The 26,318-nt window shown below is 41.1% G+C and carries 18 protein-coding genes; 10 read left to right on the top strand and 8 right to left on the bottom strand.

All coding sequences use genetic code 11. The annotated features are described in order from the left end of the window. Positions 1-79 precede the first annotated feature (79 nt). Positions 80-571 carry a GNAT family N-acetyltransferase gene (locus tag Q4600_RS06895; protein WP_102359995.1) on the bottom strand — a complete coding sequence of 164 codons (492 nt, stop codon included), beginning with the start codon at positions 569-571 and terminating at the stop codon, positions 80-82. A 1,139-nt stretch (positions 572-1,710) separates the two neighbouring features. Then, entirely contained in the window at positions 1,711-2,964 is a 1,254-nt protein-coding gene (locus Q4600_RS06890) for an alginate lyase family protein (protein ID WP_303514779.1), read from the bottom strand. Positions 2,965-3,615: 651 nt separating this feature from the next. On the opposite strand from Q4600_RS06890, the gene Q4600_RS06885 reads away from it, so the two are divergent. Beyond that, positions 3,616-5,394 carry a transporter gene (locus Q4600_RS06885; RefSeq protein ID WP_102526619.1) on the top strand — a complete coding sequence of 593 codons (1,779 nt, stop codon included), beginning with the start codon at positions 3,616-3,618 and terminating at the stop codon, positions 5,392-5,394. 104 nt (positions 5,395-5,498) lie between these two features. Here Q4600_RS06885 and Q4600_RS06880 read toward each other — a convergent pair whose 3' ends face one another. Continuing rightward, entirely contained in the window at positions 5,499-6,314 is an 816-nt protein-coding gene (locus Q4600_RS06880) for a FadR/GntR family transcriptional regulator (RefSeq protein ID WP_229368476.1), read from the bottom strand. Positions 6,315-7,081: 767 nt separating this feature from the next. Between Q4600_RS06880 and Q4600_RS06875 the strand changes: the two genes are divergently transcribed. Both Q4600_RS06875 and Q4600_RS06870 read left to right on the top strand, forming a co-directional pair. Then, complete coding sequence (locus Q4600_RS06875) at positions 7,082-7,792, top strand: FadR/GntR family transcriptional regulator (RefSeq protein ID WP_102526620.1); 711 nt, start codon at positions 7,082-7,084, stop codon at positions 7,790-7,792. Positions 7,793-7,918: 126 nt separating this feature from the next. Further along, positions 7,919-9,292 (top strand): MATE family efflux transporter, encoded by a 1,374-nt coding sequence (locus Q4600_RS06870; RefSeq protein ID WP_102526621.1) that lies wholly within the window; start codon positions 7,919-7,921, stop codon positions 9,290-9,292. A gap of 94 nt (positions 9,293-9,386) precedes the next feature. Here the strand turns inward: Q4600_RS06870 and Q4600_RS06865 are convergent, their stop codons facing one another. The 3 genes from Q4600_RS06865 to Q4600_RS06855 form a co-directional block, all read right to left on the bottom strand. Beyond that, complete coding sequence (locus tag Q4600_RS06865; protein ID WP_303514784.1) at positions 9,387-9,872, bottom strand: VOC family protein; 486 nt, start codon at positions 9,870-9,872, stop codon at positions 9,387-9,389. A gap of 354 nt (positions 9,873-10,226) precedes the next feature. Then, complete coding sequence (locus tag Q4600_RS06860) at positions 10,227-12,401, bottom strand: heparinase II/III family protein (RefSeq protein WP_303514786.1); 2,175 nt, start codon at positions 12,399-12,401, stop codon at positions 10,227-10,229. 1 nt (position 12,402) lies between these two features. Beyond that, positions 12,403-14,556, bottom strand: a complete 2,154-nt coding sequence (locus tag Q4600_RS06855; RefSeq protein ID WP_303514788.1) for a heparinase II/III family protein — start codon at positions 14,554-14,556, stop codon at positions 12,403-12,405. 296 nt (positions 14,557-14,852) lie between these two features. Between Q4600_RS06855 and Q4600_RS06850 the strand changes: the two genes are divergently transcribed. Genes Q4600_RS06850 through Q4600_RS06840 form a run of 3 tightly spaced genes read left to right on the top strand, consistent with a single transcriptional unit; the run spans position 14,853 to position 16,820 of the window. Beyond that, positions 14,853-15,188, top strand: coding sequence for a cupin domain-containing protein (locus Q4600_RS06850; protein ID WP_102526625.1), 336 nt, complete (start codon positions 14,853-14,855; stop codon positions 15,186-15,188). Positions 15,189-15,214: 26 nt separating this feature from the next. Next, positions 15,215-16,144 (top strand): sugar kinase, encoded by a 930-nt coding sequence (locus Q4600_RS06845; RefSeq protein WP_303514792.1) that lies wholly within the window; start codon positions 15,215-15,217, stop codon positions 16,142-16,144. Positions 16,145-16,184: 40 nt separating this feature from the next. Then, positions 16,185-16,820: a bifunctional 4-hydroxy-2-oxoglutarate aldolase/2-dehydro-3-deoxy-phosphogluconate aldolase gene (locus Q4600_RS06840; protein ID WP_229368469.1), complete on the top strand. Its 636-nt coding sequence runs from the start codon at positions 16,185-16,187 to the stop codon at positions 16,818-16,820. Positions 16,821-17,369: 549 nt separating this feature from the next. Here Q4600_RS06840 and Q4600_RS06830 read toward each other — a convergent pair. Then, a complete protein-coding gene (locus Q4600_RS06830) occupies positions 17,370-18,764 on the bottom strand; it encodes a PhoH family protein (RefSeq protein WP_102526627.1) in 1,395 nt (464 codons plus the stop codon). Positions 18,765-19,109: 345 nt separating this feature from the next. Here Q4600_RS06830 and rapA point away from each other — a divergent pair, with 345 nt between their 5' ends. Together rapA and Q4600_RS06820 are read left to right on the top strand one after the other, a co-directional pair. Then, on the top strand, positions 19,110-22,016 hold the full coding sequence (gene rapA, locus Q4600_RS06825; protein WP_102526628.1) for an RNA polymerase-associated protein RapA: 2,907 nt from the start codon (positions 19,110-19,112) through the stop codon (positions 22,014-22,016). 93 nt (positions 22,017-22,109) lie between these two features. After that, the gene (locus Q4600_RS06820) at positions 22,110-23,042 is read left to right on the top strand and encodes a DUF3530 family protein (RefSeq protein WP_303514798.1); all 933 of its coding nucleotides are present in this window, start codon (positions 22,110-22,112) and stop codon (positions 23,040-23,042) included. 37 nt (positions 23,043-23,079) lie between these two features. On the opposite strand, the gene Q4600_RS06815 is transcribed toward Q4600_RS06820, so the two are convergent. Further along, the gene (locus tag Q4600_RS06815) at positions 23,080-23,886 is read right to left on the bottom strand and encodes a crotonase/enoyl-CoA hydratase family protein (protein ID WP_102526630.1); all 807 of its coding nucleotides are present in this window, start codon (positions 23,884-23,886) and stop codon (positions 23,080-23,082) included. A 371-nt stretch (positions 23,887-24,257) separates the two neighbouring features. Here Q4600_RS06815 and Q4600_RS06810 point away from each other — a divergent pair, with 371 nt between their 5' ends. Next, on the top strand, positions 24,258-25,253 hold the full coding sequence (locus tag Q4600_RS06810; RefSeq protein WP_102526631.1) for a response regulator: 996 nt from the start codon (positions 24,258-24,260) through the stop codon (positions 25,251-25,253). A 67-nt stretch (positions 25,254-25,320) separates the two neighbouring features. Continuing rightward, positions 25,321-26,283, top strand: coding sequence for a sensor domain-containing diguanylate cyclase (locus Q4600_RS06805; protein ID WP_102526632.1), 963 nt, complete (start codon positions 25,321-25,323; stop codon positions 26,281-26,283). The last annotated feature ends 35 nt before the right edge of the window (positions 26,284-26,318 follow it).

The following is a 26,318-nucleotide window of genomic DNA, read 5'->3' as shown; positions in this document are numbered from 1 at the left end:
TCAGCCGCCGGAGGTAACTGGCGCTTTTTGTGATCCGCACAAAAGGTGACAGTTGCCGGAGGTCGGTTGCAGCGCCTTGTTATGTTTTGACTAGCCATTTGTACATGACTAACGCGTTTACATAGCCTAATGACGGATGATTAAAAGCCTTTGGTAACTGCCCAACAGTCTCAAACCCGAGCTTATTCCATAAACGAATTGCACCTTCATTGCTTGAAGCGACAAAGTTAAATTGCATGGCTTTGTACCCTAGATCTGTAGCTATTCTCTGGGAATGCTCACACATTGTGGTAGCTAGCCCTCTGCCTCTGGCTGCAGTGGAAACCATATAACCACAGTTGCAAACGTGATTTCCAGGCCCTGCCTGATTTGTCTTTAGATAATAAGTGCCAAGCGTTATGCCTTCTTCTTCGAAGACAAAAACCTTTCTTGGGGTTTCCATCCAAATTCTCTCTGCCTGTTCCTTGATAGTTTCTGGGTCATAGGCATACGTTTCTCCAGCAGACACTATTTCACTGAAAATTGGCCAGATACTTTCCCAATCTGCTTTAGTCGCTTCTCTAATGTTCATAGCTCGATCTCTCTAGAAAAACATAACATTTGTATAGTGCGCATGCGCGTTTATTTGGCAAACGCGCATGCACATTTAATAAACCTATTATTTAAGCCTTACTAAAGTAAAGCGATTGATTTATAAGCACTCTACCAGAGTGGTATTGGATAAACGAGCACAAATATTTGCAAAGTGAGCATTGAAATTGATGCCTTATCTGAAGTAATCAGCAGCAGTCACTTATCGATTAACAAAAGTAGGTCAATGGGCTTGTTATTTATCTGTACTGCTTATCGGCTGTAACTCTCAACGGGACAAAAACGTTTAAGGTCACCAATTCTATATTTCATTTATATTGGCTCAGTTACAGCAGACCATTACTTCTATCTAATCCATTGCCTGCCGCAGGCTTATGTGCAGATACAGCTGCGAGACGCTACAAGTACGTCCATGTAAGCTCTGCCAAAACATCCATGTTTTGGAAGCTCGCTGCTGCATCTACACTGGGATTATTATCTCTTCGATTTGACTATATTTGTGACAATTTAAAAAGCTAAATTACTCAAGTTGCGTGGGTGCTTTTGATCTTCTTTGAATGTTCAATTTGAAATGAGGTAAGCAAGAAAATTACGTGAGTCCAGACATGGATGTCTGGCTAGCTTTCGAGGGGAAGGGACGCCCCATCGTAAGCGTTAGTGATTTTTGTAGCTTGCCGAAGCGGACTCAAAATGAAGTTTAAAGCTGGGTGATTCTCCGTTGGAAATTTTGCTGTTTAAATTTCGCCGGAGCTGCGGGGTGTTCTAAGAGGGAGTCGCAGTTCACTCCCTTTTAGTCTGGTGTGGGCGAAGCGCCACGACTTTGATTTAGATTTTTATCCAAATAAATAAATCATTAGCTAACGAAAGCTGCTAACAAATCTTAGGGCAGAAATGTATTACTCCTCCCCAGGTTCTGCCTGCAAAAATGCCACAAATATAAATCTATATTAAAAATGATCAGACTTTATTGTGATTTATCACACGTTAATATGAACCCACAACAATTCATTACTGGGTGAACAATTCTTTGTGATCAATTCTTGTAATAAAAAATCCCTGAAACTAAAAAGCGAATACCTATATCAGTATTCGCTTTTCATTTTAAGCAGTCAGAATCAGTTAGTTTGAACGATACAGCAGTTCAATCTCACGCTGTGCCCATACCTCAGCTAAGTTTTTACTCACTGAGTAATCTGTAAAGTCAGTGTCTTTCGCCAAGTTAATCCATTGCTCGTTATTCAACGCTTGACCTGCTTTTAGGTAAATCGGTGACATACGGGCAATTCTGCGGCTGTCTTTTTCAGGAAAAGGCCAACTGGCTTTAGGATCATTGTAATTCACCATAAACTCGATGCCTTTTGATAAAGACACGCCTTGATCATTTTCATAGTGCCACAAGTCAACATCAACCTTATCACCAAGTTGAGCAATGCCTACTAACGGATCTAAGCTGAAGTAATGGTAATGATAAGAACGAGTTCTTTGCGCTTCATGTGGCTGCGAGCCATCTTCAGCAAACTGAGTATCAACACGAACTTTACCTTTTTGAACCATTTGCTTAGTTAAATGTGTATTACCTAAGAAGTATGCAATGCCTGCCATTTGATAATCATACCAAGTGCCGTGGTTATTAGGTGCATAAGCCTCGCCTTTAGGGCCACCACTTAAATCGTCTTCTATTAACCAATCAAGGTAATCGCTGTACCATTGCTCTATCCCCTGCTCGTCTTTATCTGTCCACGAGGGTGACTGAGATAAAATAGCTATCGCATCTAAATTACGTTCAACCAAGGTACGAGTATCGATCAAACCACTGCGACGTCCGTCTGCCACACCTGGTACACCTTGACCAAAATTCACATTGGGATTCATGCGTGTGTCTTCATCTATATACCAAGCACGAACTAATTCAATCGCTTTATTGGCGTAGGCTTCATCTTCACTAAAGTAATAACCTAATGCTAATGCCCGCACTGTACGAGTAAAAGTGCCAATTCTTACTGAGTCCGTTTCATCAGATTTAGACGCTGGATTAGTTTTCCCATCAAAGCGTATCCAAGGTAGGCCGTCAGCTTTAGATTCATCTGGCCACCAATAAGGACTAATGCTCATATAATCATTTTTATCGCCACTAGGAGGTGTGAAGCCTTTATGGGCTACACTGAAAATACCTGCCTTTTTGCCGATATCTGCTTCTTCAAGTAGTTGCTGGTAACTGCGCTGCATTGATTTAGGTGCATTTTCTGAATGTAACAAAGCACGATTAGCTGCCAATGTGGCTTCATCTAAAAAAACAAAATTTGCCGCCAATACAGGACTCGTTACAAATACACTCATTAAAGCGGCTGCGCACAAAGATTTTGGGACTTTCATTTACTTCCTCCAGCTATTAAGTAATACAAATATAGCATAAGACAAAAATTATTCAGTGATACAGGTCATGTAAAATTACTATCTTTATGTAACCAAATAAATATACCACAGCAAAAACAACAACTTAAAAATACAATTAATTATTGGCAATAATTTCTATAACGAAATTTGATGTGCGTCTCACAATTGATATTGTATTATGTTAGTATCATTTTATTGATTTATTGGGAAATGGTTTCACTGTATCGACTTTGTCTAAGAGAACTTGGTTAATACACTCCCATTTATCGTTTTCATACAGCGAGCTCGAAAAGCCAGCACCTAAGAATATTTGGGGCGTGCAGTCTTCGACCCGCAATGAAGTTACCACCCTAAGAAGAATAACTGCGGTCAAGGTAACAACGAGGTTAGCGACCCAATTTAATAAGTCAGTGTGACAAATAGATTTTAGGTTATTGCAGCTATGATATGTGCTTTAGCAAATGCATCCACTACTCAGGATGCTAAATCGTTGATGAAATAAGAATGTTTGAAGTTTTAAAGTTTGCACTTTTAATAAGGTCAGTCTGATTACTGAGTAATTAAGGCTTTTTTTCAGCATTATTGCTGATGTTGGTTCCCATAGATTTACTCTTAGAAAAGGTTATAAAAATGGAGCTAAATACACTCATTGTAGGCATCTATTTTCTATTCTTAATTGCAATAGGCTGGATGTTCCGAACATTTACAAGTAATACAAGTGACTATTTCCGTGGGGGCGGAAGTATGTTGTGGTGGATGGTTGGGGCGACTGCCTTTATGACCCAATTCAGCGCATGGACCTTTACTGGCGCAGCTGGTAAGGCATACACAGACGGCTTTAGTGTCGCCATTCTTTTCTTAGCCAACGCCTTTGGTTATTTAATGAATTACGTCTACTTCGCGCCTAAATTCCGTCAACTACGTGTTGTCACGGTAATTGAAGCAATCCGTATGCGCTTTGGTAACGCCAATGAGCAAGTATTTACCTGGACTGGTATGCCAAACAGCGTAATCACTGCGGGTATCTGGTTAAATGGTCTCGCCATTATTGCATCAGGTATCTTCGGTTTTGACATGACCACAACCATTATTTTGACTGGCCTTGTTGTATTGGTTATGTCAGTTACTGGTGGTTCATGGGCGGTTATTGCATCTGACTTTATGCAAATGGTTATTATCATGGCTGTAACGATTACCTGTGCGGTAATGGCTTACGTTCACGGCGGTGGTATCACTAACATTATTGAAAACTTCCCAACGGATTCATTTATTGCTGGTGGCGATCTTAACTACTTAAGTATCTTCGCAGTATGGGCAGTATTCATTTTCTTAAAGCAGTTCAGTATTACCAACAACATGTTGAACTCTTACCGTTACTTAGCAGCTAAAGATTCAAAGAATGCACGTAAAGCCGCATTACTGGCCTGTGTATTAATGAGTATTGGCCCTGTTATTTGGTTCCTACCTAGCTGGTACTTAGCGGGTTCTGGTGTTGATTTAGCAGCGATTTACCCTGAGGCGGGTAGTAAAGCGGCTGACTTTGCATACCTATACTTCGTACAAGAATATATGCCTGTGGGCATGGTTGGACTATTGATTGCCGCAATGTTTGCCGCAACCATGTCTTCTATGGATTCAGGTCTGAACCGTAACTCAGGTATTTTCGTTAAGAACTTCTACGAGCCAGTCGTTCGTCCACATGCTAGCGAAAAAGAATTGATGTTAGTGTCTAAACTGACTTCAACTTTCTTCGGTATTGCCATTATCTTAGTATCGTTATTTATTAACTCACTTAAAGGGTTAAGCTTATTCGATACCATGATGTACGTTGGTGCCTTAATTGGCTTCCCAATGACTATTCCAGCATTCTGTGGATTCTTCATTAAGAAGACGCCTGACTGGGCAGCATGGGGAACCTTAGTGGTCGGTGGCTTTGTTTCTTATATTGTTGGCTTTGTGATTACTGCTGAAATGGTTGAGAACGCTTTAGGTCTAGAACAAGCGTTAACTGGACGTGAATGGTCTGAAATTACGGTTGCGATTGGTCTGATGGCACACGTAGTCTTCACCGCTGGTTTCTTTGTCGCTTCAACTTTATTCTACAAACCTTTGACAGAAGAACGTCAAAAGAATGTTGATAAGTTCTTTGAAAACCTTGCTACACCACTGGTTTCTGAAGGCAACGCTCAAAAGCAACTGGATAACAAGCAACGTCGCATGTTAGGTACATTAATCGCTGTAGCAGGTATCTTTGTCATGGCAATGTTCCTTCTACCGAATCCTTTCTGGTCTCGCATGATATTTGTATTATGTGGTGTGATTGTCCTCTCGGTTGGTTTACTGCTAGTTAATGCCGTTGATAGCAGCATTGAAGATGCGGCGGCTGCGGAAGAAGCAGAAGCTAAGTAAAACCAATAATGGCATTAAGACAATAGACTAATAACCTGTTGTCTAACCCAACAAAAAACGCAGACCTAGGTCTGCGTTTTTTTATGTCCGATTAACGAGCTAACTTACTCTTTAATTCGGTGATTGATTGACTGTAAATGCTCTCGAGATGTTTCGCGAGCTTTGGTTGAATCACCAATCATAATGGCTTCATAAATCAACCTATGCTCATTAAAACAGGTGCCACCTTCTTCAGATGAATAAGCAATAAAGTGCTCAAACATGGTGGTGAGAATATTGCCAAAAGGCAGGTAAAAGTCATTACCAGTAGAGAAGAAAATAATCCGATGGAATTGAATATCAATGTCAATCCATGCTTCGATGTCTAACTCAGGTGCTGAATTCAACTCACTCATTTTCTGAAACACTGAAGACAACTCTTTACGCTGCTCGACAGTGGCATTTTGCGCCGCTAATGCACAAGCTTCTGGTTCAATTGCACGGCGAAAGCCTAAAAATTGGTTACAGAAGTCATTAATGTCAGTCAGCCCTTCCATCCACTCAATTAATTGTGGATCTAAAAAGTTCCAATTAATCTTCTCAACCACTCGTGTACCGATTTTGGGACGTGACTGTAGCAAGCCTTTTGAAGTCAGTAATTTCACTGCTTCTCTTAACGCTGTTCGACTAATACCAAATTGTTCGCACAATACCATTTCACTTGGAATGATACTGCCTTGAGCAAGTTCACCTGAAAGGATCGCACGAGCGATTTCGCGGGCAACGTGTAAATGTAAACTACGTTTAGCCCCTGAAATTGAATTGAAGCTATTCGCCATTTGCTTATACAACGCTGTTATTGGGATAATTGCGCCAATATAACATGATAAATATGAGACGAGAATGCTTGAAAACTGTACTTTAACACTGATTTTCAACAAGTTTCATGCTGCCTACCTTTGATAAATCATACAAATAAAATCAAGTTCATTCGGTCTTCAAACCCATATGACAATTTAACATGTGAAAAACAATCTAAAGAAAAGACAAAATATTTATCTTTTTTATAACTATCATATCGTTACTGAGTTTACTCGATTGTACATATTTTGACTCTTACCATGGCAAACTAAGTAAACTTGTTTTAACTGAATAACTTAGAGCTTATTCAGTCTTTAGAAGTACTTACTCTGAATATTTGTACGACAATATAAAGCAGAAATCATCCAACTTAGTCAGCTTTAAACAAGCTAAAGATAATAAATAAAAATTAATCTTTTATTCATATATGTGAGTCTAAACAGCTTTTAACACCCATTGGTAACATAAACAGGTTTTATAAAAACACGGTATATTGTAGTATAATACAACAGGAAATGGTGAGTGTAAGGAGTCTCAGAATGAGTGAAACGCTTACCTTTATTTGCTTACATGATAAGCAAATAATCTGCGATTCCGACTGTAAACACTCATTCAATTGTAAAGGTATATACATGATTTGATGCTTATCAAGTTCTGCGAATACCCCGTTCCATAACAGCCTTTTTAGCCATGAGCCAACAGGCAAATGTCGCTGATACGTAATACCATTTTATAACTATCTATGATGAGCATTAAACCCACTGCACTACAACTCATGTGGCTTAGAAGTGTTCTGATCTCATCGATATTTTGAGCCAATTTTCATTTTAAAAAGGATCGCAAGATCATGTTCATACAAGTAGAAGATTCAAGCAGACGAGTCCATGTGCAAGTTGCTAGACAAATTGCGCGTAAAATTTTGTCAGGCGAGATTGAGCCTTTGCAGAGACTTCCTTGTGAAATGGATTTATGTGAAATGTTCGGCGTTAGCCGCACAGCATTACGTGAATCAACTAAATTGCTATCGGCCAAAGGCTTGATTGAGTCACGTCCTAAAGTGGGTACGACGGTAAGGGCGCGTGCAAATTGGCATTTTCTTGACCCACAGTTATTAGACTGGATTCAAGGACTTGAAAATACTGAAGTGTTCTTAAGTAAGTTTTTAGGATTACGTAAAGCCATTGAGCCCGAAGCCTGTGCACTGGCAGCCAGCTACGCCACAATTGAACAACGTAAGCAGATGTCGGTATTAATGCAAAATATGATTAAAGCTGCTGAAGAGTTTGATTATGAGCAATGGACCATTAACGATCACTTGTTCCACCAAACGATCTACTTATCGACAGATAATCAGTTTTATATTCCTTTCGGCAATATATTAACCACCATCTTTAAGTTGTTTATCGATCACTCAGCTGAAGGTGGCCGCTTTTGTATTAACGAACACAAAGGCATTTATGACTCGATTATGTCTGGTGATGCCGACCAAGCACGCAGTTATTGTCAGGAATTATTACGCGATGACAATCAAAGGTTCTCTGAGGTCCCTACTGCTTAATATTTACTAAGGCTTCTGCTTAAAAAGTGAGGTTGCTATCAGTTAACTGCAAACTGAAGTACCAAGTACAGAAGCCCTAGTTCAAGGAAGAATGAATGACAAACTCGATAATAATGAAAGGTGAACATGCAGTTCATTAATCGCTATATTCATAACCAATATGTTCGCAATAACATTGCCTTAGCTTGGCCTTTAGCATTAAACGCCCTGTTGATGCAGTCAATGCTGATGATAGACACCCTATTAGTATCACCACTGGGTGAAATCCCGTTGGCAGCAATGGGAATAGCCACCACCATTGTGGCGTTTATCATGGGCATTCAAATGGCATTGGCCAATGGATCGCAACTGGTTATGAGCCGTGCCGTTGGTTCTAAAAACGCCCTGGCACTGACTAAATCATGCTGGTCTGGCATGAGTATCAATTTCTCTGTCGCATTACTGTTTTGGTCTGTACTTCTGTTATTTGAAGAATCTATAGTCGCGCTAATTACCCAAGATGTCGCCTTACAGGCTGAAGTACTGCGCTACTTAAGTGTCGCCAAGTATGTGGTGCTCTTTAACGCTGTAACCCAAGTTTGTATTGCCCTCTTTAATAGCTTGGGCAAAACAAAAATCGCGTTTAAAGGCTATTTGATTGAGCTCCCTATTAATGCAGTTTTGTCATACGCTTTCATATACGGCACAGCATTCACCCCAGAGCTTGGCGTTGTCGGCGCTGCTGTGGGTAGTTTAGTGGCTATTTTCGTGCGCTTTATTTACCTCGCTCTGTGCGTTTCCACGTTAGATAATATCTCGTTAAAGCTTGCATTGAATATTCATGAAGCACTGATCAATGCGCGCAAACATTTTATGGAAATTTTTCCTGTTGCAGCCAATGTCACCATGCTGTCTATTGGTGTCAGTGTTTATCAGTTACTTTACTCGCAGCTATCAATTAACGCTTACGTAGCCATCACCTTAGTCTTGCCTTGGATGCGAGCAGGTGGGCAATTTATTACAGCCTGGGCCCACTCTTCTGCCATTTCAATCAGCCAGGCCATTGGTTCAAAGAAGCTGCATGATTTAGAAGATAATGTGAATATCAGCATTAATCTTGCTGTGGCAATTTCACTGATGACCATGGGCTTTTTCTTCATTTTAAGTTTTTGGATTGCCGATATATACCCTGATATGGCAGACGAAACCTATCAGGCGTTAGCCATTATTGCGCCAATTTATATTATTTTGCCTTTGGTTCGCGGATACAACACAGTACATGGGCATGTGCTCAGAGCAATGGGGCATACTACTGCGGTATTTAAGATTAACTTTACGGGTCAGTGGCTCATATCAATCCCTTTATGCGCCCTGCTTATCTTGTACTTTGATGCATCAATATTTTGGGCATTTGCAATTCAACCTTTTGAAGAAATCATTAAAGCGTTTCCATTTCGATTTTTAGCCAGAAAAGCGGTCAAAGAGTTTAGTCATCACGATGCTGAAAAGCTCAGTTATTAATCTGAATTCTAGGTTTAAGCTTACCTCTGTACGGGACAAACAGATAAAACAAAGGGGCTAACTTCTCAGTTAGCCCCTTTTTGCAGTATAAGTATTACTCGTAATCAGCTGCGTATGTTTCTTCATACGTGTGCGAGTATAATTCGAATAAGTTTCCAAATGGGTCTTCTAGATAAACCATTTGTGCAGTGTTGTTATCACTTTCTGGATGGTAACGCATGATGTCCATACGGACTTTACCGCCAAGCGCTTGAGTGCGTTTGATAACACCGTGAAAATCATCAGTTTGCAAACAAAAATGGAATATACCAATGCGTGAGAAGTCTACTTCGTGACGCTCTTGACGATCTTTCATTTCAAAAAGCTCAAAACCAATGCCATCTGATGTAAGTAAGTGAGCAATGTTAAAACCTTTAAAGCCTTCACCAAATACCGCGATACACATTCTACCGATAGCCGTTTCACGTTCTTCTTTCACTTTAGTGTTGCCCATGACAACCTTCATATCTAAAGCTTTAGTGTAAAACTCAACCGCTTGGTCCATGTCACCGACCATAATACCGACGTGATTCATTCTCATAACTTACCTCAAATTCTATTAGTGAAACCATGTTCTGTTTCGATGAGGTAATATTAAGCCCAACCATTAATAAATAAAAATTATTAGATTTTATTAAAATGATTATTTTTATTTATCAAACTTTTCATTTATCACAAGTTACATTTATCACATAGTTTATGGTTCAGTCTTACTAGAGTTATTCATTGCATCCCTTTAACTCAAAATCTTAATGATGGCCTTGGATACCCTGAAATACGCCCAATAAAAATGGGAAGCAACTGCTTCCCATTTATGACTAAGATAAACTTGCTTAAATAAACTGTTTTTTAAGCTGCTGCTTAAGCTGCTTTAAAGCTATCAAATAACAGCCGTTTACGCTGGCTCTACATCTGTAGGCTCGACTTGAGCAAATGCCCCAGTCCAAGTGTAGTAGTGAGAATCAAACTTCACGGTGCGGGTTTCAGCATGCTTGGCTTCTTCTTCGTTTGAAATTGCAAAGTAGTAGTCATTACCTTTAATCGTTTCAATACGAATGACGGTACCAATGTCGTCATGGCCCATCACGTTAACTGACTTAACTTCGCCACGCGCATTCAATGATGCTTCAGTTGACTCGTTAAAGTAACCGTGGGTTTCAAGTACCGAGGCAAACACATGGTTTTTGCCTGATTGACGCATAATTAACGCAGGCTCGCTACGCATATTAAAGTCAGGATCATTGGCACCTGTGCGCGCAAAAATCACTTCACTGTGCTCAACTGCGCTAGTAACTAAACTGTAGTAGCTGCTGTCATGTAACCAGGTCACTAATGCGCTTGCTTCAACTTTACCTGAACCGACATTCCACAAGTGCTCATAACCATTGTCTTTGCCTAATGGACGTAGTTTGCTTTCCACGTCGTAGTCAAAGTCAGTTCTAATGATTTGACCACTATAATGAACCGGCAAATCGTATTGGTGCTCAGCATCAGCTTCAATCAAGTAAACATCAATGACTAATGGTTTTTCAAACTCTTCGAGCTCAGCCAATATCACACTACGTTGCATGGTAATGCCGTCGTAATAATCGCTGATAACGCCACTCATGCCTTGCAATGCTGGGTTATCCGCAACAAAGAAGTGCTTTTGGCCAAACTTAGATTCAGCTGTGGCAGTATCAAAGTTGTTTTGGGTTTTCTGGTCAACTGTCACTGTGTTGTGCGCAACGGTCTGCTTACAATATGATTTGTTCTCTGGGATATAACGGCCGCCAAATTTTGGCTCAACGTTAACCCAACGGCCAAAGCCGTAGTCGTTTAACACTTCATGACCGCGATTAAATACACTTAAATGTAAACCGTCATAATGGCCATGATCCAGCGCCGAGTGATATTGATGATCACTGCCGTGCTGGCCAAACCAAATCAGTGCCATAGTGTCATCATCTTTCGCATCACGATGACGTAAAATACTCACGCCACCTTTTTCGCCTTCTGGGCCATCAGTAACGAATAAACTGCCCCAGTTAAACGGCTTGATATCGTCAGCGTTAGCCACTGCCGTAGACAAGGTTTGTCCTGAAGAGTGAACCCACACATCTTGCTGATGATTCGCCATACCGAGTAAGGTTTCAGTTTGCTCGTAACGATGGAAACATACAGATGTTGCCATGATCACGCCTTCATCGTTAATCGAAATCGTTTTCGATGAATCGTTTAATGCAGGTAAAGAACCGTCTGGGAATGCGGTTTTAAATACTGCATAAGACGTGGTTTTAATCACTGAGTCATTGAACTGGTAAATGCCAATATCAGGCTGACGACGTTCAATCGCTTCTGCAAACAAGTAAATTGGACGCAGTGAGAAGCGGTGATAATAAGGCCCTTCCATGTAATAGCCATCAGGCGAGAACAATTGGTCTAATTGCGCTAAGAAACCACCGCTAACTTTATCAAGCTTTAAGCCATATAACGCTTTATCCACTGATTCTTGGTCATTAATGGCATAACCACAAATACCTACAGCAGCCACAGCCCATAGGCCATGATTATGAACGATGTCGAAGTCATGAGCGTAAGTCACCACAAACATTTCGATCATTTGCTTCAAAAGATCATCTTCAATTAAGCGTTTTTGATCGTCAGTTAATGTGTGGTAAATACAGCTATACGCGCAAGATGCGTAAAGCATCCACATATTTTCGTTTAACGTCTGGTGGAACAGCTTACCCGGTGGGTTAGAATCTTTACTGACGTTGCTTTCAAGTGTTGGGTACACGGTCGCGTATGCTGTGAGCATATCAACAATGTAATCACGGTATTTAGTGTCTTCAGTGATTAAGAACAAACGGCCAGCAAGATCCATATGGATATAGTTTTGCTTATGACGGTTATGCTCATAACCACCACCTTCACCATGGCCTGGCACTTCAATGCCCACTTCGGCCATATAGCTGTCTGTTTGTTTAATATCACGGCTCAATGCATTGCCAAGAAGCGTATCTTGACCCAGCTCTTTACGTAGCTCAATTGCTTCATCAAAGCTGATTAATAATGGCTGATAACTCATGTTACTTCTCCTGCACTGTCGCTTGGCTTGATACAGCGTAAAACCCTGTCCAAGTATAAGTTTGACCGTTGATATCTAGATGATGCTCAGTGGTTCTAGTCGCATCAGCTTGGTTGCTGATCATCACTGTAACGACACTGTTAGCGGTTTCAATCTCTACGACTGATCCCACTTCATTGTGGTCAACAACCTTAATATTTTTCACTTGGCCACGAGCACTAACTGATTGCTCAAACTCTTCGTTGAAATAACCGTGAGTTTCTAATACCGAAGCAAATAACGTGTTGCTACCTTTGCTGCGTAGCGTAAACGCTGGCTCGCTGCGTAAATTAAAGCTTGGGTCATTTGCCCCTGTGCGGGTAAAGATGACTTGATCATTGTCGTTAGAGCTTGTGCCTAACCAAGTGTAATAATTATGGTTTTGCAACCAGCTAACCAATGCAGTGTCATTTACTTTGCCATCTGCAACGTGCCATAAATGCTGGTAACCATCTTTATCACCAAGGGTGTCGAGTTCTTGATGAGTGGTGTAATCGAAGTTAGTACGGATAATCTGGCCATCATATTGATGTGAGTAATCATACTGATGTTCACCTTCACCCGTTACGCGATAAAGATCTAATAAAAGCGGGGCTTCAAGTTCTTCAATGTTCAACATAAATACGCTGCGCTGCATGTCGAAACCATCGTAATGGTCATTGGCAAATGCGCTCATGCCTTTAATGTTGTCGCTGTCGATAGCGAAGAAGTGAGGGATACCATGAACCCCATCTGCGCGCTTAACGTCAAAGTAGTTTTGGCAAGTTTCGTCAATCGTGACCAGGTTATGGGCTATCGTTTGGCGAGCATAAGATTTGTTTTCGTCTAAGTAACGGCCACCAAATTTAGGCTCAACGTTAACCCAGCGACCAAAACCGTATTCACGTAATACTTCTTGGCCACGGTTAAAGTAAGTAATACCTAAAGTATCGAAGTTGCCATGACCCATACCGTGTTGGCCGTAATTCATCACCAACTGGAATACATCTTGTTTTTTATCCTGCATACGGATAAAACCTTGTGCGCCACTTTGGCCTTCAGCGCCTTCGTTAAGCTCTACACTCGGCCAGAATGGCATGCCAATTTCACGTTCTTGGGTCGCTTGTTCAAATGCTTGCGATAATGCTAAGCCACATGGGTGCATCCACACAGCATCTTGAATTTTCGCCATGCCTAATAAATTGTCGTCAAGCCCGTAATGTTTGCTATAAACACTGACTGCCACTTGAACGCCCATATCGGTAATCCCCATGGTACGAGAAGCATCATTCAATGCTGGGAATTCACCATTAGGATAAGCCGTTGATAATAACGCCTGCACTGTGTTGCCAATCACGCCGTCTTTGTAGCTGTAAATATCCACTTCTGGCATATGACGATGTAATACTTCAGCAAACACACAAGTTGGGCGAATAGCGTAGCGATGGTAGTAAGGGCCTTCCATATAGTAGCCCGATGGCGCAAACAATTGTGATATTTGCGCTAAGAATCCACCGGTGTCATCACGGTCTAAACCATATACAGCGTGCTCTAGGTATTCACGCTTACCAATGGCTAAGCCACATATCCCCACTGCGGCTACAGCCCATATGCCATGATTATGAATGCGGTCAAAATCATGGGCATATTTTACAGTGAACATATCTAGCATAGGTTCAAAAATGCGTTCTTTGATACGTTCTTGTTGAGCTTGAGTCATTTCAGAAACGACACAAGAATAAGCAATACTGGTGTAGAACAACCAGCAATGCTCGTTAAGAATTTGATGAAATAAACGACCTGTTGGATTGGTATTCTTTTGAACATGAAAATCAAAAGTAAGGTATTTATCTGCGTATTGCTCTAAAACTTCAATAACAAAATCAGCGTACTTTTGCTGTTTAGTGATCAAAAATAAACGACCGGCCAAATTCATGTAAGTGTAGTTCTGCTTATGACGGTTGTGCTCATAGCCACCTGCTTCACCATGCCCAGGAATATCTATAGGCAGTTGCATAAATGCATCGACGTCTTTCTGGTTAGCCGCGATGGTCTTTCCCATCAAGCTTGAACGACCTACTTCTTTACTTAACAGCGAAATCTCGGCTTCAGTAAGCAATATTGGTTGCGTTGCCATAGGTTTTGTCACCTTTTTACAGTCATGAAATTTAAGAGCTGCACATAAAGTAATACAATATGCGTCATAGATATATCTAATCCTATCAGAAAAATGAACTTGATCACATTCGCAATCAAATGGCCATATTCAAGCTATACAGCGTTTTACGGATAAATATCTTATAATTCGCCCAATAAAGAATAGTTGATTTAGCTCACACAAATAAAAACATATTGTATTACAAATCAAAAGTAAGCATTATGATAACTAAATATTGATGATTAGCAATATTTAAAACGCTTCGGAGAAACACAATGAATATATTTTTTAAAGCAGATGAGCATCCATGGGAAGAAGTCGGTGAAGGGATTAAGCGTAAAATTGTAGGCTTCACGGATGATTTAATGGTGGTTCACCTTTGCTTTGGAAAAGGTGCTATTGGTACCCCGCACACTCACGAAATTCATGATCAAATTGGTTATGTAGTGAAAGGTAGCTTTGAAGCTCAAATTAATGGTGAGAAAAAAATTCTTAATGCGGGTGATGCATTTATTGCGCGTAAACATTTTGAGCACGGCGTAGTAGCACTAGAAGAAGACAGTATTCTGGTCGATGTTTTCTCGCCTTCAAGAGAAGACTTCCTTAAGTAACTTAACCTCTAAATAGGCACTGGAATATGAAAAATCAAAAAATTGCGATTATTGGCGAATGCATGGTTGAGCTAAGGCCATCAGGCGAATTGCTGGCGCAAAACTTTGGTGGAGACACGTTAAATACCGCTTTGTATTTAGCGCGCCTTACCCAAGGTGCCAATTTAGCGACCCATTATGTTACTGCGTTAGGTCATGACCCTTTTAGTACTTCCATGAAAGACACTTGGCAGGCTGAAGGCATCAATACTGATTATGTATTGCATGTTGAAAACAAGCAGCCAGGTCTTTATTACATTGAAACTGATGATTGCGGCGAACGCTCTTTTTATTACTGGCGTAATGATGCCGCTGCGAAGTACTTATTTGAGCAAGCTGACAGCAAAAAGCTGGCAGCGTCTTTGATCGATTTTGATTATCTGTATTTAAGTGGTATTTCACTGGCTATTTTAACCAGTGAAAGCCGTAAAACTTTATTCAGTGTGCTTGAGCAATTTAAAGAAGCAGGCGGCAAGGTTATTTTTGACAATAATTACCGTCCACAGCTTTGGCAAGATAAAGCTCAAGCTATAGCAAGTTACAAAACAATGTTGTCATTCACTGACATTGCTTGTTTAACCTTTGAAGATGAACAAGCGCTATATGGTGACACTGATGTTGAACAATGTATTGAGCGCACCTCAAACCTTGGCGTATCTGAAATCGTTGTCAAACTGGGCAGTGAGCCTTGCTTGGTGATCACCCCAGATTCAAGGATCAGTGTTGCGGCGACGTTTGTAGAAAACGTAGTTGATACTACTGCAGCTGGCGACTCTTTTAGCGCAGGATACCTTGCGAAAAGATTAACCGGTGGCACGACAGAACAAGCAGCCAAAGCAGGTCACTTACTTGCTGGCACTGTCATCCAACATGCAGGTGCGATTATACATCCAGATGCTATGCCTAGTTTGGGCTAAATTTGAGCCTGATTTAAGCCTATTAAATAATGAGTAAGAAGTGAGAAATACTGTGCCGACATTAAACGAACAACTATCACAATTAAAAGTTATCCCTGTTATCGCAATTGAAAATGCTGATGACGCTGTACCACTCGGAAAAGCGCTGGTCGAAAACGGCATGAACTGTGCCGAAGTGACTTACAGAACTGCTTGTGCATCACAAGCTATCCGTAATATGCGTGAAGCTTTTCCAGATATGTTGATTGGTGCTGGAACTATCTTAACCCCTGAGCAAGTTGATGATGCTATCGATTCAGGTGTGGACTTCATCGTTAGTCCTGGTTTTAATCCAAAAGTCGTGCAGTACTGCTTAGATAAAAACATTCCCATCATTCCTGGTGTGAATAGCCCAAGTTTGGTTGAACAAGCGATGGAAATGGGCCTTAAGACTGTTAAGTTCTTCCCAGCAGAACCATCTGGCGGGATCCCAATGCTTAAAGCATTAACGGCTGTTTACCCAGTGTCATTCATGCCTACTGGTGGCGTAAGTTTATCGAATGTCGATCAATATTTAGCGATTCCAGCGGTACTAGCTTGTGGTGGTACTTGGATGTTACCGCCGAAAATGATTGCTGCAGGTCAATGGGAAGAAATTGGTCGTTTAGTTAAAGAAGCAGTGGCTCACGTAGCCTAATATGAGTAAAAATTAACAATAAAAACAATGCTGTTCCCTCAGCGCTAGCCTGATTCATCAGCAGACAACTCAACACTGATTGTTCTATTTGCATGCTAGGGTCTGTTGACCTTTGCCGGTTAATTTTTGTTCGAAATAAAAGCGCTTTAATCGAGGCGGATGAGTTGATGCCTAGTCATCTAAGCAAAATTCATCCAACAAAGAGTAAAACGCTTTTAGTCGACCCCCTTGGGCAGCGTTTGTTGGCCATTTTTACTGCGTTATCGACTTTTTATGTAGAATAACTACACTACAAAGTCTCTGCCTTGTATAAATGGCCAACAACTCGCTGCAAAAACAACCTTGAAAGGTCAACAGACCCTAGATCATCAGTGTTTTTTTATGCCTGTAAATTAGCTCACAAGTCAGTTGATACTAATCAATTGGCTCTGATCAATTGATGCTAATCGAATGTTCAAAAAAGCCATCGATGAAAACCGATGGCTTAATGATTTGTGAGTTGATACCTTTATCATCAATTCACACTTACTACTAGCTACTAGCTACTAGCTATAAATGCTCCTCAGCAAATTCAGCCAAGCGTGAGCGCACCACGCCATTTAGGTAAATATTGGCACTACCATCAAAGTCTTTAAAGCGTTCCACAATGTAGGTCAGCCCTGAAGTCACCGCAGTCAAATAGGTTGAGTCAATTTGCGATAAATTACCACAGCACACTAACTTAGTGCCCTCGCCCATTCGGGTGATCATGGTTTTAATTTGTGATGCCGTCAGATTTTGACATTCATCTAAAATGACCACTGAGTCCTGAATCGAGCGGCCCCGCATAAAGTTAATCGACTTAAACTGCACGTTGGCCTTTTCCATAATGTAGTTCATGCTGCCAGTCGGGTTAACATCATTTTTGTGTAGTACTTCGAGGGTATCGGTAATCGCTGCCAGCCACGGCGCCATTTTCTCTTCTTCTGTGCCAGGTAAAAAACCAATAGACTCGGCAATTTCAGGCGTGTTACGAGTGACAATAACCTTCTCGTATTGTTTTTTCTCAACCACTAACTCAAGTGCTGCAGCCATGGCAATTAAGGTTTTACCGCAACCAGCGGGCCCTGTAAGAATAACTAAATCAATTTCAGGATCGAGTAAGGCATTAAGCGCCATACCTTGATAAATATTCTTTGGTTTAATCCCCCACGCCTGCAAATGCTCAAGTCGGTCACGACCATAATCAATAATATTAAGGTGGGTTTCGGTGCGACTTGCGACCTTGCCGCAAAATTCAGTGGCTTCATCAATTAAATATTGGTTTTTATAAAATGGCTCGTTACCCACTTCTGAAATATTCACTTGGTGAACGGTTTTTCCGGCGACGCGATCTGTAGAAACCTTGTCAACATTGCCCCAGAAATCACCTTCAAATTGATAAAACCCTTTGGCAAGAAAGCGAATGTCGTCAATTAATTGATCGGTTCGATAATCTTCAACCCTTTCAATGCCCGCACCCTTGGCTTTTAGGCGCATGTTGATGTCTTTGGTGACTAACACGACTTGACGGGGTGAGTGAGTTTTTTGCAGATGCAGAGCGGTGTTAATGATGCGGTTATCGTTGTTATCACCGGGCAGATCGCCTGCTGTAAAATCGATTTGATGGTCTGGGAAAATGGATAAACTGCCTGAAACGTCTAAATGACCTTCGCGAGCAGGGAGTGATACACCGTTAAGGATTTGTTCTGGTGAGGTCTTTCCTCCGAGGATATCCTCTAATGCCCTAATGGCGACTCGCGCATCACGACTGATGTCGTGCTTTCTGTCCTTAATATTGTCTAACTCTTCTAACACTGTCATTGGGATGATTACATCATGTTCCTTAAACGAATATATCGCTAAAGGTTCATGCAGTAACACATTGGTATCCAGTACAAACAACTTTCTGTCGTTATGTTCCATGGCGCCTCCAGAGTGCTCAATGCAAAGGGGTAACTAAGGGATTAATCCAATTTAAACTCCTGATATTAAAAATATAATAAACTTACAGCGATAGATAATCTCTATCAGTGCACAATTAAACTATGCCAGCAAATCTATTAACTCTCAATAGTTAATCGGATGTTTACTAGGTCAGTTTAGGGGAATAAAGATGTCATTTAGATGACAATAATGTGGCAAATTCAGACTTAGCTAAATAAAATTGTCGATCATGAATATTTAAATCGCTGCTAGAATTTAAATCTAGCAGCGTTTGTTATAACATACGCGCCCTTTGTTTTAATCAGCCCCGAATGAGAGTAAAAAATGCCGTTTGCTTTAGGTCAACGCTGGATTAGTGATACCGAGTCAGAACTTGGTTTAGGTACTGTTGTCGCCGTCGAAGGACGCATGGTCACTGTACTGTTTGCTGCCGCCGATGAAAACCGTCTGTTTTCACGCGATGAAGCCCCATTAACTCGTGTAATTTTTAATCCAGGTGACTCAATTGAAAGCCATGAAGGCTGGAAACTTACCGTCAATGAAGTCGAAGAAAAAGATGGTTTAGTGACCTACATCGGCATTCACAGTGAAACGAATGAAAGTGTTCGTTTACGTGAAACTCTGCTGAACCACAATATTCGTTTTAACAAACCTCAAGATCGTTTATTTGCAGGTCAAATTGACCGTTTAGAGCGTTTTGGTATTCGTTACCAAAGTCAGCTATTGCGTCATAAATTGGCTACCTCTGACTTACTTGGCCAGCAAGGTCCACGTGTAGGTTTAATTCCACACCAACAGTGGATTGCCCATGAAGTGGGTCGTCGTTATGCGCCTCGCGTATTACTGGCTGATGAAGTCGGTTTAGGTAAAACCATTGAAGCAGGTTTAATCATTCATCAACAGCTGCTCACTGGCCGTGCTGAACGTATCTTGGTTATCGTACCTGATACTTTACGTCATCAGTGGTTAGTCGAAATGCTGCGTCGCTTTAATTTGAAGTTCTCAATTTTCGACGAAGACCGTTGTGTAGAGGCTTATGCTGATAACGACAATCCATTTTATACTGAACAATTAGTCATTTGTTCGCTTGAGCTGTTGCGTAAAAAACGCCGCTTAGAACAAGCTATTGATGCTGATTGGGATTTAATGGTCGTTGATGAAGCGCATCACCTTGAGTGGAGCGAAACAGCGCCGAGCCGTGCATATCAAATTGTTGAAGCATTAAGTGAAGAAGTCCCAGGTGTGTTACTTCTTACTGCAACTCCTGATCAACTTGGTCATCAAAGCCATTTTGCACGTCTACGTTTACTAGACCCTGATCGTTTCTACGATTATGAAGCCTTTCTTGAAGAAGAAAAAAGCTACCAAAGTGTGGCAGAGGCCGCCGAAGCTCTCACTGCCAACACCAAGCTTGCAGACAGCGCCATTAACAGCTTAACTGAGCTGCTGAGCGAAAAAGACATTATGCCTAGCATTAATGTTATTCAGGCTGAAGATGTGGCTGATGACGTTAAACAAGCTGCTCGTGATGAGTTATTGCAAGAGCTACTTGATCGCCATGGTACTGGCCGAATTCTTTATCGAAATAGCCGCGCATCAGTCAGTGGTTTCCCTAAACGATTCTTTAATCCACATCCATTAGCCATGCCGCAAGAATATGTTACTGCTGAGCGTGTGAATGCGATGATGGGTTCTAAAAAATCACCGCAAGATCAAGCCAAGCAGTCCCTAAGCCCAGAAAAGCTTTACCAAGCTTTTGAAAGTGAAAGTGCCAGTTGGTGGAAATTTGATCCCCGCGTGGATTGGTTAATCGACTTTTTAAAAGAGCACCGCAGTAAAAAAGTATTGATTATTGCGAGCCAAGCAGAAACCGCTTTAAGCCTTGAAGAAGCATTACGTACCCGCGAAGGTATTCAAGCAACGGTATTCCATGAAGGTATGTCGATCATCGAGCGCGATAAAGCTGGCGCCTACTTTGCTCAAGAAGAAGGCGGTGCGCAGGCACTGATTTGTTCTGAAATTGGCTCAGAAGGACGTAACTTCCAGTTCGCAAGTCACCTTGTGTTGTTTGACTTGCCGCTAAACCCTGACTTACTTGAACAGCGTATTGGTCGATTAGATCGTATTGGTCAACAAAACGATATTCAAATTCACTTGCCGTACCTACAAGATACCGCGCAAGAGCGCTTAATGAATTGGTACCATCAAGGGCTTAACTCGTTCGAGTTAACCTGCCCTAGTGGCCACATTCTTTACTCTGAATTCGCTGACGAATTAACAGCGGTGCTGAACGATGCCGACCCAGAGTTAATGACTCAATTACTGAATCACACACAAACTCGTTACCAAGAGCTTAAGCAAGCGATGGAACAAGGCCGTGATAAGTTATTAGAAATTAACTCTCATGGTGGTGAGCAGTCAAAGAAACTCGTTGAACGTTTAGCTGAACGCGACTCTGATACTCATTTAATCGGCTCTGTGATCCGTTTATGGGACATTATCGGTGTCGATCAAGAAGATCGCGGCGAGAACTCTATCGTACTGCGCCCAAGTGAACACATGCTGTTCCCATCTTACCCAGGCTTACCTGAAGATGGTGTGTCTGTCACGTTTGACCGTGAAACAGCATTGTCTCGTGATGATATTGCGTTTATCTCGCAAGAGCATCCGCTAGTACAAACGGCATTAGATTTAATCACAGACTCTGAAACCGGTACCACCAGTGTGGCAGTGCTTAAAAACAAAGCCTTACCTGCTGGCACCTTGTTCTTAGAATTGATTTACATGGCTGATGTCAGTGCCCCTAAATCATCGCAGTTATACCGTTATATGCCGCCAACACCAATCCGCGTGTTGCTGGATAAAAATGGTCTTAACCTGTCTGATAAAGTGGATTATGCAAGCTTTGATAAGCAGCTTAGTGCAGTTAATCGTCATATTGCCAGTAAACTTGTCAATGCATCTCAACCAATTTTGCATCCATTACTGGCCAAAGGTGAAGAGCAAGCTCAAGCGGCTTTAGCTGAATTAGTTGAACAAGCTCGTGACAAGATGACGCTGCAATTAAACGGTGAATTAACACGTTTAGAAGCACTTAAAGCGGTTAACCCTAACATTCGTGATTCTGAGTTAGACTATATCCGTAATCAAATGGCTGAGCTCAATAGCTACATTGATGACAGTCAATTCCAGCTAGATGCTATTAGAATGGTATTAGTTAGCCACGTATAATACACTGCTAACATAACGCTAAAAGCCCTGAACTTCTTATTAGTACGGGGCTTTTTTGTATATGCCTTTCAAAAAACTGTATAAGTAATCGTAATGAAATTAATCCGACGCGCTCACTACCGCACAATATTTTTCTCAAGTTTACTCGCGCTAACGAGCTTGTTTTCATTAAATGCGCTCAGTAACGACCTTTTTAATAGCACACTGTTAAGTGCGAGTTTGTTATCTGACAGCGTATTCATACCGATTAGTGACGCCGAAAAGCAACAGATTACCGTTCAAGATCAAACAATCGAAGTATTGGTTAAGCCATGGCAAGGTAAGAAACAGCACGGTGCTGTTTTTCTTGTGGGGCCAACCGACACTCACGCCAGCGGACGTGGCATTATTCGTTATTTACGCCAACAAATTCCATCAAAAGGCTGGGCAAGTATCAGTATTAAACCCACTGAAGGCCTGTATCGCCCTAATTTTGCCACTTCAGCTGACCAAGTCACCAAAGCGGGTGAGAAACAGCTTGAACTTAATGCCTATCAAATAACACCAAAGTACAGCTCCAGCCAATTATTAGAACTTAGAAATTTCCAACAGAATGTTATCAATGAATGTTTGGCTCAACTTGAGGCAATTGGAGAACAATTTCCAGGAAAGCGAATTATCATTGCCGCTGATGACAGTGCAGGGATGGTGATTAATTTGCTCCATCAAGACAAACTGCAGCAACCAGACTTATTGGTTGTGATTAATCCTTACCGAGAATTTGAACAATTAATCGATGAGCAAAGCCGTGATTTATCTATACCATTACAATTAGCTGAACTGGATTTCCCAATTCTTGATTTACAATCAGAGAATGGCAACATCGAGTCTATCGCTGAAACACAAGCACGCAAACAGTCCAATCAAATGAAAACAAGTCATCGATATCGTCAGTACTTATTACAGCTTGATCTCAACAATCAAGGTGGGTGGGATGAAGCGTTAGAACATATTGAAGGGTTTGCTCGAAAAATGGTTGGTCGGTAAACCTACCAACCCATTTTACGATAATGAGTTAGCTCGCTTACCAACCGGATTGACGGTCCTGATAAGGTTTTGCTGATTTTTTAATTTCTCGATGACCTGCAATACTGCGGTTTTTGCCGACCAATAAACGGATTTGGCTTAAAGACTCTCGGCTTAGCAAACTACGTAATGTACCAGACCAGTTTTTGTTAATACTCAATTTGACTGCAGCATTCGTATCTGGCGAGCGTTGCATTAACTTGTCAGCGAACAATTGCGCTTGTTGATGTGGGTCGTCATACACTTCAGTGACTAATCCGTACTCGAGTGCTTTATCTGCAGTGATAATGTCAGCGGTATACGTCAGTTGTAGCGCTTTATCTTTTGGCATAATTTGTCTTAAGCCTGCAAGACCTGCCATATCAGGCAATAATCCCCATTTAGACTCCATTATCGACAGTTGCGCATCTTTACTCGCAAACCTAAAATCAGCGCCTAACGCTATCTGCACGCCACCGCCATAACAAAAACCTTCAATAACAGCGATAACAGGAATGGGTAACTGTTGCCAGCCAAGAGAGACTCTCTGTGCCAAATTAGCATTACCAGGTAGCCACTTGAATAATAATTTCAGCGCAGGCATCACAGATTTCGACACACTTTTCACGTCCAAGCCAGAACTAAAGTTTCCTTCTGCACCCGATAAAATAACCACTCTAACCGCTTTATTTTTGTGTAATTTTTTTATGGTTTTATCAATAGCTTGAAATAGCTCGATGTTGAGTGCGTTGTATTTATCAGGCCTATTGAGTGTGACATGGGCAACGCCATTTTCTACCCTTAACTCAACGAGTTTATTATCCATGGTTCATCCTTTACTGGTCAGTCCAGATTGCAAGTTAACATAAATCCTCCACTTGTCGAGTAGTTAACCAAATAGACACACAGGCAGTAACAGAAATACCCCACAAAAAACACCAAATGAATACGCAAGCATCAAATCCAACATAAAAAAGCGTCATATAAGATACAATTTTGCGATAAGTGCCAAAAAACTGTCGAATTTTAATGCTAATCATCAGCAATAAGTTGTAAAATAATGTTTAATAAATGTAGGGTGTAACGTTTTAGACTTTTCAGCAGCTAACTTACTGTTGCTTAATGCAATTAACCAAAACGTTAAATCATCAACTACACTCAATAATAATAAAACCCGTTAAAGGATCATCTGTCTCTATGACTATTCCTATTTTGATATGCGATGACTCAGGATTAGCCAGAAAGCAAATGGCGCGAACCTTGCCCAAGGAATGGGACGTTGATATCAGTTATGCCACTAATGGTGCTGAAGGACTCGAGGTTATCCGTGCAGGCAAAGGTGAGATCGTATTTCTCGATCTCAATATGCCTGTAATGGATGGATATGAAGTATTAGAAGCCATTCAAAAAGAAGATTTGCCTGCATTGGTCATCGTGGTGTCAGGTGATATCCAAATCAAAGCTCATGAAAGAGTCAAAGCACTAGGCGCATTAGATTTTATTCAAAAGCCTGTCAGCGCCGAATCCATCAGTAATATCCTCGAAGAGTACGGCATTCTGACCTTAGCATTAAAAGATGCAGGTAATGACACGCCGATGTTTGAAGTGGATTTACGCGATGCTTGCCAAGAAATAGCCAACGTTGCTATGGGGCGCGCAGCAGACTTATTGGCAACCCTATTAGATGTGTTTGTCATGTTGCCTATCCCCAACGTAAATGTCCTTGAAGTCAGTGAACTGACCATGGCACTAAAAGCCACTGAAGAAAGTTCAAAAGTATCAGCATTGTGCCAAGGCTTTATTGGCGCAGGCGTGGCTGGTGAAGCTCTGCTGTTATTTCATGATTCAAGCTTTGAAGACATGGCCAAGTTAATGGGTCATAAAAACCCACAAGATACTGCAAATGAGATCGAAGTGTTAATCGACACTGGTAATGTGCTTATTGGTGCATTTCTTAACGGTATCTCTGAGCAATTAGATATGAAGTTTAGCCAAGGACATCCTGTTGTATTAGGACGTCACTGCACGGTGAATGAGCTAATCCACGACAATTCAGAAAAGTGGCAACGCACCTTAGCAATGGAAATCAATTACCAAATTGAAGATCACAATGTCCAGTGCGATTTATTACTGCTATTTACCGAAGACTCCATCCCAACGCTTAACTTTAAGCTGGGTTATTTGCTCGATTAATCAACCTATTTAGCGAATAACACATTCGCAAATAATTAAAATAATAAAGAAAGTTGGATGTTAACTCATGTCTACTGATCAAAATGCAATGAACGAACTTCACTGGCTTATTGATATGGTGCAAACCATAGAGGTTGGCTTGGTCGTATTAGATCGTAATTACAACATCCAGTTGTGGAATGGGTTTATGGAAAACCATAGTGGCGTATCGCCTAATGCCATTAAAGGCAAAAACCTATTTGAAACTTTTCCAGATTTGCCTAATGAATGGCTAACTCAAAAAATGGAATCGGTTTTTTTACTTAAAAACCGCTCGTTTATTAGCTGGGAACAACGCCCATACGTCTTTGAGTTTAAAAACTATCGCCCAATCACAGGTCGTGCTGATCATATGTATCAGAATATCACCCTGCTGCCCTTGGCTTCGCTCACCGGCAACATAACCCATATCAGTATCATTGTTTATGACGTGACTGATGTGGCGATTAATAAACTACAACTCAAAGCGGCCAATGAGCAATTAGAAAAACTCAGCCAGACTGACAGCTTAACCCAACTATTTAACCGTCGTCACTGGCAAGAGTGTTTTGAAAAAGAATATGAACGCTTTGCGCGTTATGGTGAAAACGGCAGCATGATTATGATTGATATCGATAATTTCAAACAAATTAACGATAAGTATGGTCACCCTGCTGGTGATAAAGTCATTCAGAATATAGCCCATATCTTAAAACAATCTTTACGTGAAACTGACTTTGCAGGACGTTATGGTGGTGAAGAGTTTGCAGTGGTGCTAACGAATACCAGTGCTGACGAGTCGAAATACTTCACTGAACGCTTGCGTAAAAAAGTCGAATCATCACAAGTGGTTTATAAGAACCAAATCATCAAAGTCACCATCAGTATTGGGGTCAATTCCTTGTCAGAAGACACCAAAAATAGTGCTAGTTGGTTATCAGGAGCAGACAAGGCCTTATACCTTTCAAAGGAAAATGGCCGTAACCAAACTTCGGTTTATAAAACCAAGTAGAAGCGAATATCTCCATAGTTATCAATAAAAAGCCC

Source organism: Shewanella sp. 2_MG-2023, from assembly GCF_030548905.1.
Lineage (GTDB): Bacteria > Pseudomonadota > Gammaproteobacteria > Enterobacterales > Shewanellaceae > Shewanella > Shewanella electrodiphila.
Note: the sequence above shows the minus strand (reverse complement) of the source record. Positions and strands in the feature narration are given on the sequence as shown.

What these genes read in the sequence shown, in the direction of transcription:
- Q4600_RS06855 (WP_303514788.1), bottom strand. Translation starts at nt 14,556, where the DNA reads ATGGCAACGCAACCAATATTGCTTACTGAAGCCGAGATTTCGCTGTTA.
- Q4600_RS06830 (WP_102526627.1), bottom strand. Translation starts at nt 18,764, where the DNA reads ATGGAACATAACGACAGAAAGTTGTTTGTACTGGATACCAATGTGTTA.
- Q4600_RS06845 (WP_303514792.1), top strand. Translation starts at nt 15,215, where the DNA reads ATGAAAAATCAAAAAATTGCGATTATTGGCGAATGCATGGTTGAGCTA.
- Q4600_RS06860 (WP_303514786.1), bottom strand. Translation starts at nt 12,401, where the DNA reads ATGAGTTATCAGCCATTATTAATCAGCTTTGATGAAGCAATTGAGCTA.
- Q4600_RS06895 (WP_102359995.1), bottom strand. Translation starts at nt 571, where the DNA reads ATGAACATTAGAGAAGCGACTAAAGCAGATTGGGAAAGTATCTGGCCA.
- Q4600_RS06820 (WP_303514798.1), top strand. Translation starts at nt 22,110, where the DNA reads ATGAAATTAATCCGACGCGCTCACTACCGCACAATATTTTTCTCAAGT.
- Q4600_RS06870 (WP_102526621.1), top strand. Translation starts at nt 7,919, where the DNA reads ATGCAGTTCATTAATCGCTATATTCATAACCAATATGTTCGCAATAAC.
- Q4600_RS06810 (WP_102526631.1), top strand. Translation starts at nt 24,258, where the DNA reads ATGACTATTCCTATTTTGATATGCGATGACTCAGGATTAGCCAGAAAG.
- Q4600_RS06805 (WP_102526632.1), top strand. Translation starts at nt 25,321, where the DNA reads ATGTCTACTGATCAAAATGCAATGAACGAACTTCACTGGCTTATTGAT.
- Q4600_RS06875 (WP_102526620.1), top strand. Translation starts at nt 7,082, where the DNA reads ATGTTCATACAAGTAGAAGATTCAAGCAGACGAGTCCATGTGCAAGTT.
- rapA (WP_102526628.1), top strand. Translation starts at nt 19,110, where the DNA reads ATGCCGTTTGCTTTAGGTCAACGCTGGATTAGTGATACCGAGTCAGAA.
- Q4600_RS06885 (WP_102526619.1), top strand. Translation starts at nt 3,616, where the DNA reads ATGGAGCTAAATACACTCATTGTAGGCATCTATTTTCTATTCTTAATT.
- Q4600_RS06890 (WP_303514779.1), bottom strand. Translation starts at nt 2,964, where the DNA reads ATGAAAGTCCCAAAATCTTTGTGCGCAGCCGCTTTAATGAGTGTATTT.
- Q4600_RS06865 (WP_303514784.1), bottom strand. Translation starts at nt 9,872, where the DNA reads ATGAGAATGAATCACGTCGGTATTATGGTCGGTGACATGGACCAAGCG.
- Q4600_RS06815 (WP_102526630.1), bottom strand. Translation starts at nt 23,886, where the DNA reads ATGGATAATAAACTCGTTGAGTTAAGGGTAGAAAATGGCGTTGCCCAT.
- Q4600_RS06850 (WP_102526625.1), top strand. Translation starts at nt 14,853, where the DNA reads ATGAATATATTTTTTAAAGCAGATGAGCATCCATGGGAAGAAGTCGGT.